This window comes from Flavobacterium sp. 123 (assembly GCF_003634825.1).
GTDB lineage: Bacteria > Bacteroidota > Bacteroidia > Flavobacteriales > Flavobacteriaceae > Flavobacterium.
This window is the reverse complement of the sequence record NZ_RBXD01000001.1, coordinates 2133865-2149675: the sequence shown is the minus strand read 5'-3', so window position 1 is coordinate 2149675 and position 15811 is coordinate 2133865. Positions and strand designations below refer to the sequence as shown.

The window sequence follows — 15811 nt, the reverse complement described above, 5'->3', positions numbered from 1 at the left end:
TCTATTAATTAGAACGGTTTTTTTATTTTTACAAAAATAAGAATTATGAAAATTTGCATCATTAATGGCCCTAATCTGAATCTTTTAGGAAAAAGAGAACCTGAAGTATATGGCAGTCTAACCTTTGAAGATTATTTTGAAACTTTAAAATCAAAATTTCCTGCTATTGATTTCACATACTATCAAAGCAACATTGAAGGAGAATTAATTGATAAAATACAAGAATTTGGTTTTGCATATGATGGTATTATTCTTAATGCTGGTGCTTACACCCATACTTCTATAGGAATTGGAGATGCCATAAAAGCGATAACAACACCCGTAATTGAAGTTCACATATCAAATACTTTCTCTCGCGAAAGTTTCCGTCATCAATCATATATTTCAGGCAATGCCAAAGGAGTAATTTTAGGTTTTGGTCTAAAAAGTTATGAACTAGCAATACAGTCTTTTTTGTAATTACTTTATAAAACTACTGTTTCAAACAAAAAATCCCAAAGCTATTAGACTTTGGGATTTTTTGTTTTATCAACTTCTTATTAATTAGGTTCCACATGAATTAAAACATGCCCTAATTCAGGAATCTCACTTCGCAAAGTATCTTTGAGCAAATGTGCTAAATCATGTCCTTCTTTTACAGAAATAGTTGCATCAACACGAGCGTGTAGGTCTACATGATATTTCATTCCTGATTTACGAATAAAACATTTTTCAGTATCTATTATCCCATCCACCTGATGTGAAACACGTCTGATATCTTCAATTAAATCATCATAAAGATGTTCATCCATTATTTCTCCCAAAGCTGGTCTGAAAATCAAATAACTGTTATATAAAATAAAACCAGAAGCAAAAAGAGCAGCCCAATCATCTGCAGATTCATATCCTTTGCCTAAAACTAAAGCAATCGTAATTCCAACAAAAGCAGCTACTGAAGTTATTGCATCGCTTCTGTGGTGCCATGCATCAGCTTTTAAAGAAGAACTGTTGGTTTGCTTGCTACGTTTCATGACGATACGGAATGAATATTCTTTCCACATAATAATAGCACCAAGTATGAATAATGTCCATGATTTGGGTAAATCGTGAGGCGTTTGGATATTCAAAATACTCTCATAGGCAATTATAGTAGCCGAAGTAATTAAAAATCCCACAACCAAAAAAGTAACCAATGGCTCTGCACGACCATGACCATAAGGATGATTATCATCTGCTGGTTTATTAGAATATTTTATTCCAAATAAAACTAATAAAGAAGAAAATATATCTGTAGTAGATTCAATTGCGTCTGCTATAAGTGCATATGAATTTCCGAAAAACCCTGCTAACCCTTTTATTATAGCAAGACAGGTATTACCAATAATACTAAAATAAGTAGCCTTTATAGCGGTTTGTTCATTTGACATTTTAAGTAGTCTTTAGATTTTAAAAAAATAAATATCGTTTAAACAAATTCTTATTTTATTTGATTTCTCAAGGAAATAAAAAAATTGTTTAAACGATATGGTATCTGAATATTTTAGAATTAAGCTCTAACTATTTTAGCGCCTATTGCTCTTAATCGTTCATCTATTCGCTCGTACCCTCTGTCAATTTGTTCAATATTTTGAATAGTACTTGTTCCTTTAGCAGAAAGGGCTGCAATCAATAATGAGATTCCCGCACGAATATCTGGTGAAGACATTGTAGTCGCTTTCAATTGCGATTTAAAATCATGCCCCATTACCACTGCTCTATGCGGATCACAAAGCATAATCTTTGCTCCCATATCAATCAATTTGTCTACAAAAAACAAACGGCTTTCGAACATTTTTTGGTGAATCAAAACATCTCCTCTTGCTTGAGTCGCAACAACTAAAACAATGCTCAATAAATCAGGAGTAAATCCTGGCCAAGGTGCATCAGAAATAGTTAGTATTGAACCATCAATATCCGTTTTCACTTCATATCCATCAACATGAGCAGGAATGTAAATATCATCTCCTCGCTTTTCTAAAGTGATTCCTAATTTTCTAAAAGTATTTGGAATAAGCCCAAGGTTTTCCCAGCTTACATTTTTAATTGTAATTTCTGATTTTGTCATAGCAGCTAGACCAATCCAGCTTCCTATTTCAATCATATCAGGAAGAATTCTATGTTCACATCCTCCTAAACTTTCAACTCCTTGAATTGTTAGCAAGTTTGAACCAACACCAGTAATATTTGCACCCATAGAGTTCAACATTTTACATAGTTGTTGCAAATAAGGTTCACAAGCAGCATTATAAACTGTTGTTTCTCCTTTGGCCAAAACTGCTGCCATTACTATATTAGCAGTTCCAGTTACTGATGCTTCATCAAGCAACATATGTGTTCCAGTCAATCCCTCAGGAGCTTCTACTCCATAAAAATGATCTTCTCTATTGTATCTGAATTTTGCACCTAGATTAATAAACCCTTCAAAGTGTGTATCCAATCTTCTACGTCCGATTTTATCTCCTCCGGGTTTTGGAATATATCCTTTTCCAAAACGTGCCAAAAGCGGCCCAACAATCATTATAGAACCTCTTAATGATCCTCCCTCTTTTTTGAAAGCTTCGGTTTCTAGGTACTCAATATTTACTTCGTCTGCCTGAAACGTGTATGATCCAGGTCCCATTTTTTGAATTTTAACTCCTAAATTACCTAATAAGGTAATCAACTTGTTAATATCAATAATATCTGGAATATTATTGATTGTTACTTTTTCTGGAGTAAGTAAAACTGCACAAAGGATTTGTAAAGCTTCATTTTTTGCTCCTTGTGGAGTAATATCTCCTTTTAGACTAATGCCACCTTCGATTTTGAAAATTCCCATATTCTATATTTGAGGTTCTGAATACCGTCTGTGTTTTATGTTAAGGTTCTTTTTTGTTTCTCAACTCAGTTCCCTAAAAACATATTGGTATCTTTTATTTTTGATTATTTTTTTGAAAAGGTTTTTGTTTTCCTGTTTTTATATTCTTGTTGCTCTGAATCTTTGGTTGTCCTGGAGGCGAAATTTTATTTGAAATTCGTTTATTCGTTCGCAACAAATCTGTGGTATTAATCAATTCTTCCGTACTTTGAAGCATATCAATTTTACCGCCAGACAATTCGTATAAATGCTCAAATATCACATCATCTTTTACAGTGTCTTTATTCCAACTTAAATAAGACTTTTTCATATGATTGGCAATTACTTTTACCAAAGCATTTTTCATTTCTCCTTCTTCCCATTTATTGGCAACATCAATCATGTATTTAATATTATTGCCATAATATCTGTATTTTGGAAAATTCTGAGGATACTTTAACACATCTGGCTTTAGCTGTAATACTTCACGAGAAGGTATTGGATATGGAGATTCAACCTGCAGTCTAAAATCAGACATAATGAATAATTGATCCCACAATTTGTGTTGAAAATCTGGCACATCACGCAAATGAGGATTCAAACTTCCCATAACTTGAATAATGTATTTAGCGGCTTTATTGCGCTCTTCAACATCCTCAATTACAGTAGCCTGATCAATTAATTTTTGCAAATGGCGACCATACTCTGGAATAATTAAATGCGATCTCTCAGCATTATATTCCAAATGATGAACTACATCATTCGCATTTTCTTTTGTATATTTTGAATTCATATTTATAAGGAAACTATACCTTCTATTACGGAAACTTCTATGTATTTATCTACTATTTCTTGCGCATCTTTCATTTGAACATCTACAGAAATACTAGTAAATTTACCTGTTTTAGACTTAGTCGTTTTTATTACTGCTCCCATACAATCAAATGCTAATTCAACACGTTCAACATTGTCTTCTACAGAGGGAACAATAAACTTAAACAAATACAAAGCTGGCCATGTATTACTCATATCCAACTCTACTTTTAACCTTTCATAAAACTCAGCAGTCTTTTTTTCTTTATCTTGATCCATTCTTAAATTAAAAATAAAGGCAAATATACGGTATTGATTTTAGATTTTGGAATTCCGTTTAAGGATTTAGTCTATTTTTAAAAGGAAAGCTAATTATATATTTTAATATTTTTTAAAATACCATTTAGTTTAGGTAAATTTGTGCCTTATTTTTAAAAAGTGCAGAAAGAAATCATAGTTATTATTGGCGGCCCGGGAACTGGAAAAACAACAATTATAAATGAATTAATTGCTAATGGCTATTGTTGTTATCCTGAAATTTCTAGACAGGTTACGCTAGAAGCACAAAAGAAAGGAATTGAACAACTTTTTCTAAAAAACCCTTTATTATTCAGCGAATTACTTCTGGAAGGTAGAAAAAAACAATTCGAAAGTGCTTGTAACGAGCCTCATGAAATGGTTTTCTTAGATCGCGGAATTCCCGACGTTTTAGCTTATATGCACTACATTGGAGACAGCTACCCTTCGTTCTTTGATGCTGCATGTAAAGAACATATTTATTCAAAAATATTCATTCTTCCTCCTTGGGAAGAAATTTATATAAGTGACCAAGAGCGTTACGAAAACTTCGAACAGGCTAAATTAATCTATAACCATCTCACAGAAACGTATCAAAATTACGGATACGAACTCATAGAAGTACCTAAAGATAGTGTAGATAAGAGAATTCTTTTTATCTTAGATAAAATTTCAAACTAATTTAAGACTAGGTATAGGTTTTTATGATTGCTTTTATTTGTTGCAATCAGAGTCCTAAGCATCGGGTAAAAATCTGAAAAACATGCAAACCCCATTATCGATTCTTCAGAAATATTGGAACCACGATGAATTCAGACCGCTTCAATGTGAGATTATTGATTCCATCTTAAGTGGCCAAGATACCTTTGCCATAATGCCAACAGGCGGTGGGAAATCCATATGTTTTCAGATTCCAGCTATGATGAAAGAAGGAATTTGTTTAGTAATATCTCCTCTTGTAGCTTTAATGAAAGATCAAGTAGCTAATTTACAAAAACGAAATATCAAAGCTATTGCGCTAACTGGCGGCATAAAATCTGATGAAATGATTGACCTTTTGGACAATTGCCAATTCGGAAATTATAAATTCTTATACGTTTCTCCAGAAAGACTTCAATCGGATTGGATTTTAGAAAGAATAAAAAACCTTTCTATCAATTTGATTGCTATTGATGAGGCGCATTGTGTTTCGCAATGGGGTCATGATTTTCGACCTGCTTATTTGAAAATTTCGAAGTTAAAAGAGCATTTCAAAAAAGTACCCTTTTTAGCTTTGACTGCAACAGCTACTCCAAAAGTAAAGGAGGATATTATTAAAGAATTAGGACTACAAAATACACAACTTTTTCAAAAATCATTTTCAAGACCTAACATTGCTTTTATGGTTTTTGAGGTGGAAGACAAATTATTCAGAATCAAACAAATTCTTAATAAAAATCCTGAACCTTCTATTATATATGTAAGAAACAGAAAATCGTGTCTGGATATTTCCCAACAATTACAATCCATGGGATTTAAAGCTACTTACTATCACGGAGGACTGACCACAAAAGAAAAAGACAAAAACATGCAGTTGTGGATGCAGGAAGAAGCGCAAGTTATTGTTGCTACTAATGCTTTTGGGATGGGAATTGACAAAGCAAATGTAAAAACAGTAATTCACATTCAGTTGCCTGAAAATATCGAAAATTACTATCAGGAATCTGGACGTGCTGGGCGAAACGGTGAAAAAGCTTTTTCAGTTATATTGACTAATCCTTCGGATGTGTTTCAAGCAGAAAGTCAGTTTACAAATAACCTTCCAGATAAAGCCTTTTTGAATCTTATATATGTAAAGCTATGCAACTACTTCCAAATTGCATATGGCGAAGGTATCGACGAGCATTTTACATTCAACCTCAACCATTTTTGTACTAAATATAACTTTCCTACCGTAAAAACCTATAATGCGTTACAGTTTTTAGATCGTCAAGGCATCATTAGTTTATCGCAAGAGTTTTCAGAAAAAATCAGCATGCAGTTTCTTATCTCTTCCAAAGAAGTCATTCGATACATTAGTTTAAATTCAAATGATGAAGAAATTATACTGGCAATATTGCGAACGTATCCCGGAATTTATGAAATGCAGACTCCTTTCAATTTGCAACTAATTGCCAAAAAATCCGGTCACAAAGAAGAAGAGGTTCATGCTGTATTACAAAAATTAAAAGAAAAAGATTGTATCGAGTATCATTCAAAAAACAATGATGCTACATTAATATTTAATGAAATCCGAGAAGACGAGAAAACAATCAATCGTGTTTCGAAGTATTTAGAAAAACAAAACCAATTAAAAAAAGAGCAACTACAAGCAATCCTTTTTTATATAAATGAAAAAACGACCTGCAAGAACAAATTAATTTTAGACTATTTTGGAGAAAAAATAGAAACAAATTGTGGGATTTGCTCCTATTGTATTTCGAAAAAAATAAAAAAAACAGATGCTAAATCTCTTTCAAAAGAAATTCTTACGCTTTTAAAAACAGAAGATTTAAATTCAAGAGAAATTCAGAATAAAACTAAAAACAGTTCAGATGAAGTTATCTTTGTGCTTCAGGAATTATTAGAGAAAGAATACTTAGTCATCCATTCAAACAATAAATATTCAATAAAACAATAATGAAAAAATTACGAATTGTTTTCATGGGAACTCCAGAATTTGCAGTTGGAATTCTAGATACCATATTAAAAAATAACTATGAAGTTGTAGGCGTTATAACAGCAGCAGACAAACCTGCAGGACGTGGACAAAAATTAAAATACTCCGCAGTCAAAGAATATGCTTTAGCTAATAATCTCACCTTACTACAGCCTACGAATCTTAAAGACGAAAGCTTTTTATCTGAGTTGAAAGCTTTGAATGCTAATTTGCAAATTGTAGTTGCCTTTAGAATGCTACCAAAAGTAGTCTGGGAAATGCCTGAATTAGGAACTTTTAACCTTCACGCTTCCTTACTCCCAAATTATCGCGGTGCTGCTCCAATAAATTGGGCTATTATAAATGGGGAAACAAAAACTGGTGTTACCACTTTTTTTATTGACGATAAAATTGATACTGGCGCTATGATTCTGAGTACCGAAACGGATATTGAACCTTCAGAAAATGCTGGTCAATTGCATGACCGATTAATGAATATAGGAAGTCAAACCGTAATTGAAACTTTAGAATTGATTGAAAAAGAAAATGTAGTTACCACAATTCAAAAAGAAAACACCGAAATAAAAACAGCCTACAAACTAAATAAAGAAAATTGTAAAATTGATTGGACAAAACCCGCTGATGCTATTTACAATTTAATTAGAGGTTTAAGTCCTTATCCTGCTGCATGGTGTTTTATTAGTGATACGAATGAAGAATGGAATGTTAAGATTTACGAAGCAAAAATAATTCAAGAACCGCACGAAAAAGCAATAGGAAGTTTGATTTGTACCAAAAAAGAAATGAAAATTGCCGTAGAAAATGGATTTATTCAAGTAATGAGTTTACAATTTCCAGGGAAAAAGAAAATGAATACCGCCGAATTATTAAATGGAATCAGTTTTTCGGAGAACGCAAAAGCCTATTAACATCAGTAAAAACGGGAGTTAGGAGCAAATTTTGCGTGAAAATCCTTTGTTTTATGAACAAAAAAACCAAGTTATTAACAAAAAGAAGTAATTTTGTGTAAAACGCTTGCAAGGAACGTATTTCCTACTAAATTTGTGTATTAACAATTTTTTTTAACCAACAATTAATAACTATTTATTATGAACAAATCAGAATTAATCGACGCTATCGCTGCTGATGCAGGAATTACAAAAGCTGCAGCAAAATTAGCTTTAGAATCATTTTTAGGTAATGTAGGTGGTACTTTGAAAAAAGGTGGAAGAGTTTCTTTAGTAGGTTTCGGATCATGGTCAGTTTCTGCTAGAGCTGCTAGAGACGGTAGAAATCCACAAACTGGAAAAACTATCCAAATTGCTGCAAAAAATGTAGTGAAATTTAAAGCTGGTGCTGAATTAGAAGGAGCTGTAAACTAATTTCAGTTTTCCGATATAATTAAAACCTTCCTGATGGAGGGTTTTTTTATGCCTTTTGACGATTTTATTTGGAAAAATCAATGTTTTATTGTTAAATTTAATAAAAATTGAAGCCATGATCTCAGAAAAATTAAACAAAGGACAGTTGCTTATAGCCGAGCCTTATATAATTGGCGATTTATCTTTCAATAGATCAGTAATTTTATTGGCCGACCATAACCAAGATGGGTCTGTGGGTTTTATAATCAACAAACCCCTTAAATATACCATTCACGATTTAATTCCAGAAATTAAAGCTAATTTCAAAATCTATAATGGAGGACCTGTTGAACAAGACAACCTCTATTTTATTCACAATGTTCCAGATTTGATTCCTAATAGTGTAGAAATATCAAACGGAATCTATTGGGGCGGAAATTTTGAATCAACCAAACTGCTTATCAACTCAGGAAAAATAAACAAGAATAATGTTCGCTTTTTCTTGGGATACACCGGTTGGGATGGTAAACAACTAGAATCCGAAATGGATAGCAATTCATGGATTGTTGCAAATAACAGCTATGAAAACAAAATTATAGGAAAATCAACCACTCATTTCTGGAAAGAAAAAATAATTGAATTAGGTGGCGAATACCTCATCTGGTCTAACGCTCCAGAAAATCCCTATTTGAATTAATTTTGACCAATATGTTGATTTAATTTTTCGAATATTAGAGTTGAAAACGCAACCGAAAAATCTTTTTTTCTGTATTTAGTTATTGGTTGAATTCCTTTAATAACATTGGTCAAAAACAATTCATCTGCTTTTTGAAGATCAAAAGGTGAAATAGCTTCTTGAACTACAGTTATATTTTCTATTTTTTTAGCTAATTCTATAATCTGCATTCTCATAATACCATTGATACATCCTTCTGAAACTGGAGGAGTAATCAACTTGTTTCCTTGTAGCATAAAAATATTTCCTTGCAAAGCTTCCACAACGTTCTTAGCATCATTCAATAAGATACAATTGTCTAATCCATTTTCATCTGCATAGATACTAGCCGTAACATTTATAATCTTATTCGTAGTCTTTACAGTAGAAAGCAATTGTTTGCTGATATAAAAATCCTTGTACAAATCAACTTCGTATAATGTAGGATTAAATGTGTAGGCTTTATTTTCTAAAGCTGTAGTATTAATTAAAAAGGAAATAGTATTGTTTTTTGGCAAATAATAGCCTCCATCATTTCTATATACCGTAATTCTAGCACGAGCTGAATCAGAAAATGAATTTGCTTCAACTACGGAAAGAATTTGTTCTTCGAGATATTCCATAGTAAAATTCATAGGAATCTCCATACGCACAATACGCATTGAAGCCATTAATCTAAAATAATGCTCTTCTAGAAAAAGAATTTTACCATCTACTATTTTAACTGTTTCAAACAAGGCGTCACCGTACAAAAACGCTCTGTTTTGCGTTAATATATTTGTTTCTCGTTCTACTATATTCCCATTAAAATTAATCATAAAAAAGCCCTGAATTTTGTTCAGGGCAAATATATATTATAAAATACAATTTTACTATACAGATCCTATCAGATGTTTCAAATCTGAAATTTGATTTTCCCACAACTGAGTAGCTTCATTAACTTCATCTTTGTAAGCAAAATCAATAACCATTAAAGACACATCTTTTGTGATGTCATCTTCTAAAATATGAAGTTCAAAAAAATACTCGGTATCTTTATTATTTTCGTCAACCCATTTAAATTTTACTTTTTCGCCAGATTTTTTGGAAGCAAGTCTTGCTTTTTCTTGGGAATCATTCCAAATAAAAGTAAAATATTCACCACGTGAATTTACATTATCAGCAAACCATTCTGACAAACCAGAAGGAGTTGATATATACTGATACAACAACTGGGGGGAAGAATTTATAGGAAATTCGATTTCGTAACGTACTTTTTGATCCATGGGCTACATTAAATTTTTTGGAAATATATAGAATATAAGTCCGAAAAAAAAGCATTTTCAAAAATATTTTTTTTTCTTAAAAATATACTTGCAACCTCTAATATTATTTCTATATTTGCACCCGAATTAAAGAGGAGGTTTAGCTCCTAAGAAGGCGAGATAGCTCAGTTGGTTAGAGCGCAGGATTCATAACCCTGAGGTCCCGAGTTCAAATCTCGGTCTCGCTACCAAAGTAAAAACCCTAACATCAATATGTTAGGGTTTTTTTATGGATTTATGTGAAATAAATATTCTGTTTCATTTTTTTTATAGATAAAATACTCCTTAGAAACCAATTAAATAAAAAAGACCTCAAGAATTAACTTGAGGTCTTTTGAACTCTTAATTTTATAATGTTTCAAGAAATCATTTTACAGATTTAAATTCTCATTTAGCAACTTATCATAATCATCAGGAGTATCAATATCCACAATACCCTTATCAAATAGAACAGTAACAACATCTTGCTTTCTATTTTGTATAATTCGTTTGGCGCCAACATCACCTTGAAGTGCCATTAATTCTGAAAAAACACTTTTATGAAAAAGTACCGGAGTACCAATAATTCCTGCGTAAGAACAAGCCGCTATAGGAAGTCCTGATTTATTTTGAGCTTCAAGTAATTGTTCAATATGTTGGTTATTCAAGTACGGTTGATCTCCAACTAATATCAATACACCGTCAACTTCTGGATGCTTTTCATTCATTACAGCAGGTCCTTTTCGTAAAGAACTAGCCATGCCTTCTTCCCAACCTTCATTAACTATAACTTCAGCTCGAGAAACAGTAAGATTTTCTTTTATTACATCAGCATTGGCACCCAAAACTACTATTACGGGATTATCTCTCGACTGGCAAGCCAACGATACAACCCTACTTAAAAGTGTTGTTCCTTCAAATGCTAATAATTGTTTTGGTTTGCCCATTCGGCTGCTAGAACCTGCAGCTAAAATTATAATACCAAATAATTAATCTTAAGATTTTATTCTGTTAGAAAGAATACTAGATATTTTTTAATAGTTTTTATCTGAAATTTTTAATGTGGAGATACAGCATTAATTTTTACTTTCAACAATAAAAAAATATGCTTTTTTATTGTAAAAAAACGCTTCTAAATCAATTAAAAACTGGAAGAAATTCTGGTTATTGAAGATTAATTAGTTTCATGATACGTATCAAATAGAAACTGCAAGGTTTCAGTAACATTATTAGCTTGTATTACTGGAACTTTATCGTCTGAGTTTAACCAATTTTCAATAATTAATTCAAACTCTTTTCCTACTTCATAAATCACAGAAACCCCTAACTGTTTTAGTGCTGCTGCATTACATTCCTGCTCATAATGATTTAATATCGGAATACTCAACACCTTCTTTTTGAGATATAAGGCTTCGGCTGGAGTTTCAAATCCTCCACCTGTTATAATTCCATGACAATTAATCATACTTTCGTTAAAGTCTTCTTGATTGACTGGATAATAGGTAATATTTCCTGATTTATATTTGAACTTTACTTCTTTCAAAAACCAATGAAATTCTTGCTCTTGAAGTTTATGAAATGCTTTTTCTAAACACTCTTTATCAAAAGAAGGAAGATAAACCGTAATGTGTTTTAAATCTTTTGGGGTAGCTTGTAGAATTTCGTCTTTTATAATTGGAGGAAGAATAAAAGAATCATAGGATTCGAAGTGCAATCCAATATGCTTAGGAGAAGGCGCATAATGTTTAAAAATAGTCTCTCCTAAAATGCTTTTTCGTTCTGGTCTTGGTGTTAATTTTGAAATAAAGCTGGCTTGATGACCAAACTGAACAGAATGAACTTTCTGTAACTTACAAGCTAATGATGTTATTGAATCAAAATCATTAATAACAACATCATACTCTTTTAGCGGCAAAGACTTCGCATCCTTATACATCTGGATAGGTTCGATGTTTTTAGCAATGTCCCAATAATCCAAGCCACCACATTTGCTGTAATGCAAACTACATCCTTTACTTTTATACTTAACCGGCAAGTCAACCTCAAGACTGGCATTATTCCCACTCATAAAAAAATCAACTGAGCCAAACTTTTGTAAATAAGGATACAACTGAACAGCTCTGCTGATATGACCGTTTCCTGTGGCTTGTATAGCGTAAAATATTTTCATTTTAATAGTATAGGTTTTATCGAAATTGATTTAAAACTCAAAAAATATTTCGATAAAATGATTGTTTTTTTAATCTTCCGAAAGGATTTTGGTTACAATATCATTAATAATATCCTCGTCTTTGTTGTCATTACCAATGTATTCCTCTTTTTTGTATTGATAAATACTCCATTTCTTTTTCTTGTATTCTAATGCCGTTAAATTCTCAATCCAATCCCCACTATTCAAATACAAAACCTTACCATTTTCATTAGCAATTTCTTTCATCTGAGGTTTGTGAATATGTCCACATACTACATAACTATAGTTTTTTTGGATGGCAATTTCTGCAGCTGTAGTTTCAAAATTAGACACGAATGAAACCGCTTTTTTAACACTATCCTTAATCATTTTAGAATAGCTTCTTTTTTCTTTTCCCAAAAGCACCAAAAACCAATTGATCAAACTATTGATTAAAATCAATAAATCATAGCCCTTCCCTCCTAGTTTAGCTATGATTTTAGCATATCCTTTGGTCGAAGAATCAAAAACATCTCCGTGAAAAATCCATGTTTTTTTTCCGTCTAATTCTAAAATCAACTTATCAACCAACTCAAAATTTCCTAGAATTAAATCCGAATATTTTCGCAATGCCTCATCGTGATTTCCTGTAATGTATATCACCCGAGTTCCTTGATTTGACATTTTTAAGATTTGTCGCAATACATTCATGTGGGCTGCTGGAAAATAGCTTTTGGTAAAACTCCAAATATCTATGATATCGCCATTCAGCACTAATGTTTTAGGATTAATAGATTTTAAATAGTGTAGTAATTCTTTGGCGTGACAACCATAAGTCCCTAAGTGAATATCACTTAATACTACCAAAGGGATTTCTCGCTTCTTTTTCATAATTAGTTTTTACGAAATTAATCACTCAATGTTACGAGAATGTTTCGCCTATATTACTATTTTTAAACCATTTGTTTTTTGTGAAAACACGATTGAATTTATACTAAAAAAATTCTGAAAAACACAGTTTTTGCACTTACAAAAATGTCGTTTACGCAAAAAACCCCAACATAGCATGTTGGGGTTTTCAATAACTTTAAGTGAAGTTCACTCTTTGAGTTGGGTTTATCGCATTGCGGGAACACCACCTTGGTTGTTTTGTTCCCCTTCTTTAAGGTCATCATTATTAATTCCTTTCTTTTTAGGTCCACTAAAATTCATTGAACCAAAATTATAACTGAATGTAAGACCAAAAGAACGGATTGGAAATTTAAATGTACTGCTTTGAGCAAATCCTTGTCCAGTCAAATTTTGTTTAAACTCTAAATTTTCTTTGAATGGCGATACTATATTAAGCCCCAAAGATGCTGCCTTGTTCCAGAATTGTTTTTTAACTCCAAAAACCATTAAGTTAAAAGCAGGATTAGTTCCTTGTAGTGTTTTCTTAGAAGAGTTTTGGATAACAAAAGCTTCCGCAGAAATATTTTTATTCAATTGAAGCGTACCGCTTATGAAAGCTGAATACTGAATGGAAGTTCCATTAGTTGATTGCTCCAGATTATAAATTCCTGTTGGATCTGGCTTGTAAGTAAAAGCATTGAAATTACCACGGATGCTTAATGCCTTGAACGGATTTACCGAACCAAAAAAGCTCATTCCGAAGGATTTATTATTTCCAATATTTTGATAATTCGTAATCGTTCCTGTTTCTCCTGACAATGGCGTAGCAATACCTTCAATCAAATCTGATGTATACTTATAATATGCTGAAATATTCAAACTACGTTTTTGTGAAAATGTCGAATATCCAAATTCTACTGTTTGAGAAACTTCTGGGTCAAGATTTGGATTTCCTTGTGTTTGAGCATTTATATTTGATTTATTAATAAATGGATTCAAATACGTTAAACTTGGTCTTGAAATACGTTTGCTGTAAGTCAATTTTAAAGAAGAAGATTGCGACAATGCTTTTTGCAATGTAAAGCTTGGAATAAATGTTCCATAATCAATTTTAAACGGACTTAGATCTGTTTGCAACGCATTCGTAGGATCTCCTTTGATAGCTGTATTTTCAAAACGAGCACCTGCCATCACTGTAAAACCTTTCGGTAAAGTAAGTGTTCCTACTGTATAAAGTGATGCCACATCTTGATCGTAATTGTATAAATTAGAACTAATAGGATCCAAAACAAATGCATTTTGAGCATCAGGAACATAATTTTGAAAATCACTTGCAATTCTTCTTATGATAGTTTTACCGCCAGTTTCCAATTTAAATTTTTCGGTTACTGGTAGCGTATAATCTAATTGAAGCGTGTATTCATTATTTACCCCGTCATTATTTGCTTTTTGATTGGTATAAAAATCAGAATAAATATTTTGGTAATTCGTTTCAACTAAACTGTGACTCCATTGTGATGAAAGCGTAAGTTCGTGTCCTGCTTTTGTAAATTTATGGGTATAATTAGCATTCCAGTCAAATCCTCCAAAAGAATTTTTTGCGCTACTTTGCCCTGTGTAAATTAGGTTGTTTGCACTATTCAAATAATCTGTAAATTGATTGTCATTTGTCCCTTTTCTTTCAAATCCCCCATCATTATATCTGAATGTAGTACTGAAACTATTAAAATTATTAAAATCGTATCCTGCAGTTACAGAAGCAACAATACCTTTACGTTGTACTTCATTAGTTCCTTTGGATGTTTGCAAACTGTTAGCAGTACTGTTGTCAAATTTTTGATTGGATTCAGAAGCTGATTCTTGCGGCCAACCATTATTGAATCCAACATTTGCCGAAAGGCTAAAACGGTTTTTATTATAATTAATATTAGCGTTTAAGTTGTTTTGTCTTGTACCAATACCGCCACTTACAGAACCACTTACACCAGAAACATTTTTCTGTTTGGTGATAATATTTATTATTCCAGCAGATCCTTCAGCATCATATTTTGCAGATGGTGAAGTAACTACTTCGACGTTTTTGATTTGATCCGCAGGTATTGTTTTCAAAACATCCGAAAGGTTTGCAGAAGTTGCTCCCGATGGTTTTCCATTGATAAGAACACGTACATTACCATCGCCACGAATAGACACATTCCCGTTAATGTCTACATTTACCATAGGAACTTTCTGCAATACATCCGTAACATTACCTCCGGTAGCTGTCATATCTTTTTCGACATTGTAAACAATTTTATCAATCTTATTGGTTACTTGTTGCGTATTTCCAACAACTACAACTTCTTTCAATGCGTTTGTTTCAGGGCTTAAAGTTACTTTCCCAATTTCTTTATCCAACTTTGCATCAGTTGTCGTTACGGATTTAACAGTCTTATTATTGTAACCAATAAAAGAGATTACAACATTATAAGTTCCAGCTTGAATTTCATTCAATTTAAAACTTCCAGTAGCGTCAGTCAAAACGCCCGTTAAGGGTTTCGTGGAATTGATTTTATACAAACTCACCGATGCATAATCGATAGGTGCTTTAGTTATAGAATCAATTACAACACCTGAAATTTTTCCTTTAAGAGCATTCGCTCCAGGAAAGGTTTGAGATTTTACCGAAAAACCAGCAAAAAACAATACAGCAAGAAGGATAATTTTTTTCATTTTAAGATATTTTAAGTTTGAAATCCATTCGAATCATA

The 15811-nt window shown here is 32.3% G+C and carries 16 protein-coding genes and 1 tRNA gene; 7 read left to right on the top strand and 10 right to left on the bottom strand.

What is annotated here, in order from left to right; all coding sequences use genetic code 11:
• The first annotated feature begins 45 nt into the window (after nt 1-45).
• Nucleotides 46-459, top strand: coding sequence for a type II 3-dehydroquinate dehydratase (gene aroQ, locus C8C88_RS09465; RefSeq protein ID WP_121337850.1), 414 nt, complete (start codon nt 46-48; stop codon nt 457-459).
• Between the two features lie 80 nt (nt 460-539).
• Here aroQ and C8C88_RS09460 read toward each other — a convergent pair whose 3' ends face one another.
• From C8C88_RS09460 to C8C88_RS09445, 4 genes are all read right to left on the bottom strand, one after another.
• Nucleotides 540-1406, bottom strand: a complete 867-nt coding sequence (locus C8C88_RS09460) for a cation diffusion facilitator family transporter (RefSeq protein ID WP_121337849.1) — start codon at nt 1404-1406, stop codon at nt 540-542.
• Nucleotides 1407-1525: 119 nt separating this feature from the next.
• Nucleotides 1526-2836 carry a UDP-N-acetylglucosamine 1-carboxyvinyltransferase gene (gene murA / locus C8C88_RS09455; protein ID WP_121337848.1) on the bottom strand — a complete coding sequence of 437 codons (1311 nt, stop codon included), beginning with the start codon at nt 2834-2836 and terminating at the stop codon, nt 1526-1528.
• Between the two features lie 94 nt (nt 2837-2930).
• Nucleotides 2931-3647, bottom strand: coding sequence for a DUF4290 domain-containing protein (locus tag C8C88_RS09450; RefSeq protein WP_121337847.1), 717 nt, complete (start codon nt 3645-3647; stop codon nt 2931-2933).
• A 2-nt stretch (nt 3648-3649) separates the two neighbouring features.
• Entirely contained in the window at nt 3650-3946 is a 297-nt protein-coding gene (locus tag C8C88_RS09445; RefSeq protein ID WP_121337846.1) for a DUF493 family protein, read from the bottom strand.
• A 159-nt stretch (nt 3947-4105) separates the two neighbouring features.
• Between C8C88_RS09445 and C8C88_RS09440 the strand changes: the two genes are divergently transcribed.
• The 5 genes from C8C88_RS09440 (at nt 4106) to C8C88_RS09420 (ending at nt 8699) form a co-directional block, all read left to right on the top strand.
• Complete coding sequence (locus C8C88_RS09440; protein WP_121337845.1) at nt 4106-4645, top strand: AAA family ATPase; 540 nt, start codon at nt 4106-4108, stop codon at nt 4643-4645.
• An 82-nt stretch (nt 4646-4727) separates the two neighbouring features.
• A complete protein-coding gene (locus C8C88_RS09435; protein WP_121337844.1) occupies nt 4728-6623 on the top strand; it encodes an ATP-dependent DNA helicase RecQ in 1896 nt (631 codons plus the stop codon).
• On the top strand, nt 6623-7570 hold the full coding sequence (gene fmt / locus C8C88_RS09430; protein WP_121337843.1) for a methionyl-tRNA formyltransferase: 948 nt from the start codon (nt 6623-6625) through the stop codon (nt 7568-7570). Before C8C88_RS09435 ends, fmt begins: the two co-directional genes overlap by 1 nt.
• A 180-nt stretch (nt 7571-7750) precedes the next feature.
• Nucleotides 7751-8023: an HU family DNA-binding protein gene (locus C8C88_RS09425; protein WP_073017033.1), complete on the top strand. Its 273-nt coding sequence runs from the start codon at nt 7751-7753 to the stop codon at nt 8021-8023.
• Between the two features lie 115 nt (nt 8024-8138).
• Entirely contained in the window at nt 8139-8699 is a 561-nt protein-coding gene (locus C8C88_RS09420) for a YqgE/AlgH family protein (protein ID WP_121338630.1), read from the top strand.
• Here the strand turns inward: C8C88_RS09420 and C8C88_RS09415 are convergent.
• Together C8C88_RS09415 and C8C88_RS09410 are read right to left on the bottom strand one after the other, a co-directional pair.
• Nucleotides 8696-9535, bottom strand: a complete 840-nt coding sequence (locus C8C88_RS09415) for an aminotransferase class IV (protein WP_121337842.1) — start codon at nt 9533-9535, stop codon at nt 8696-8698. The two genes, C8C88_RS09420 and C8C88_RS09415, sit on opposite strands and share 4 nt — an antisense overlap.
• A 54-nt stretch (nt 9536-9589) precedes the next feature.
• Complete coding sequence (locus tag C8C88_RS09410; RefSeq protein ID WP_121337841.1) at nt 9590-9982, bottom strand: START-like domain-containing protein; 393 nt, start codon at nt 9980-9982, stop codon at nt 9590-9592.
• Nucleotides 9983-10135: 153 nt separating this feature from the next.
• Here C8C88_RS09410 and C8C88_RS09405 point away from each other — a divergent pair.
• Nucleotides 10136-10212 (top strand) — tRNA-Met (locus C8C88_RS09405).
• Nucleotides 10213-10392: 180 nt separating this feature from the next.
• On the opposite strand, the gene C8C88_RS09400 is transcribed toward C8C88_RS09405, so the two are convergent.
• The 4 genes from C8C88_RS09400 to C8C88_RS09385 all read right to left on the bottom strand — a co-directional run bounded on the left by C8C88_RS09400 (nt 10393) and on the right by C8C88_RS09385 (nt 15773).
• Nucleotides 10393-10974 (bottom strand): NTP transferase domain-containing protein, encoded by a 582-nt coding sequence (locus C8C88_RS09400; protein ID WP_255415863.1) that lies wholly within the window; start codon nt 10972-10974, stop codon nt 10393-10395.
• Between the two features lie 200 nt (nt 10975-11174).
• Nucleotides 11175-12170: a glycosyltransferase family protein gene (locus C8C88_RS09395; RefSeq protein ID WP_121337839.1), complete on the bottom strand. Its 996-nt coding sequence runs from the start codon at nt 12168-12170 to the stop codon at nt 11175-11177.
• 69 nt (nt 12171-12239) lie between these two features.
• Nucleotides 12240-13061 (bottom strand): UDP-2,3-diacylglucosamine diphosphatase, encoded by an 822-nt coding sequence (locus tag C8C88_RS09390; RefSeq protein WP_121337838.1) that lies wholly within the window; start codon nt 13059-13061, stop codon nt 12240-12242.
• A gap of 225 nt (nt 13062-13286) precedes the next feature.
• The gene (locus tag C8C88_RS09385) at nt 13287-15773 is read right to left on the bottom strand and encodes a TonB-dependent receptor domain-containing protein (RefSeq protein ID WP_121337837.1); all 2487 of its coding nucleotides are present in this window, start codon (nt 15771-15773) and stop codon (nt 13287-13289) included.
• Between the last annotated feature and the right edge of the window lie 38 nt (nt 15774-15811).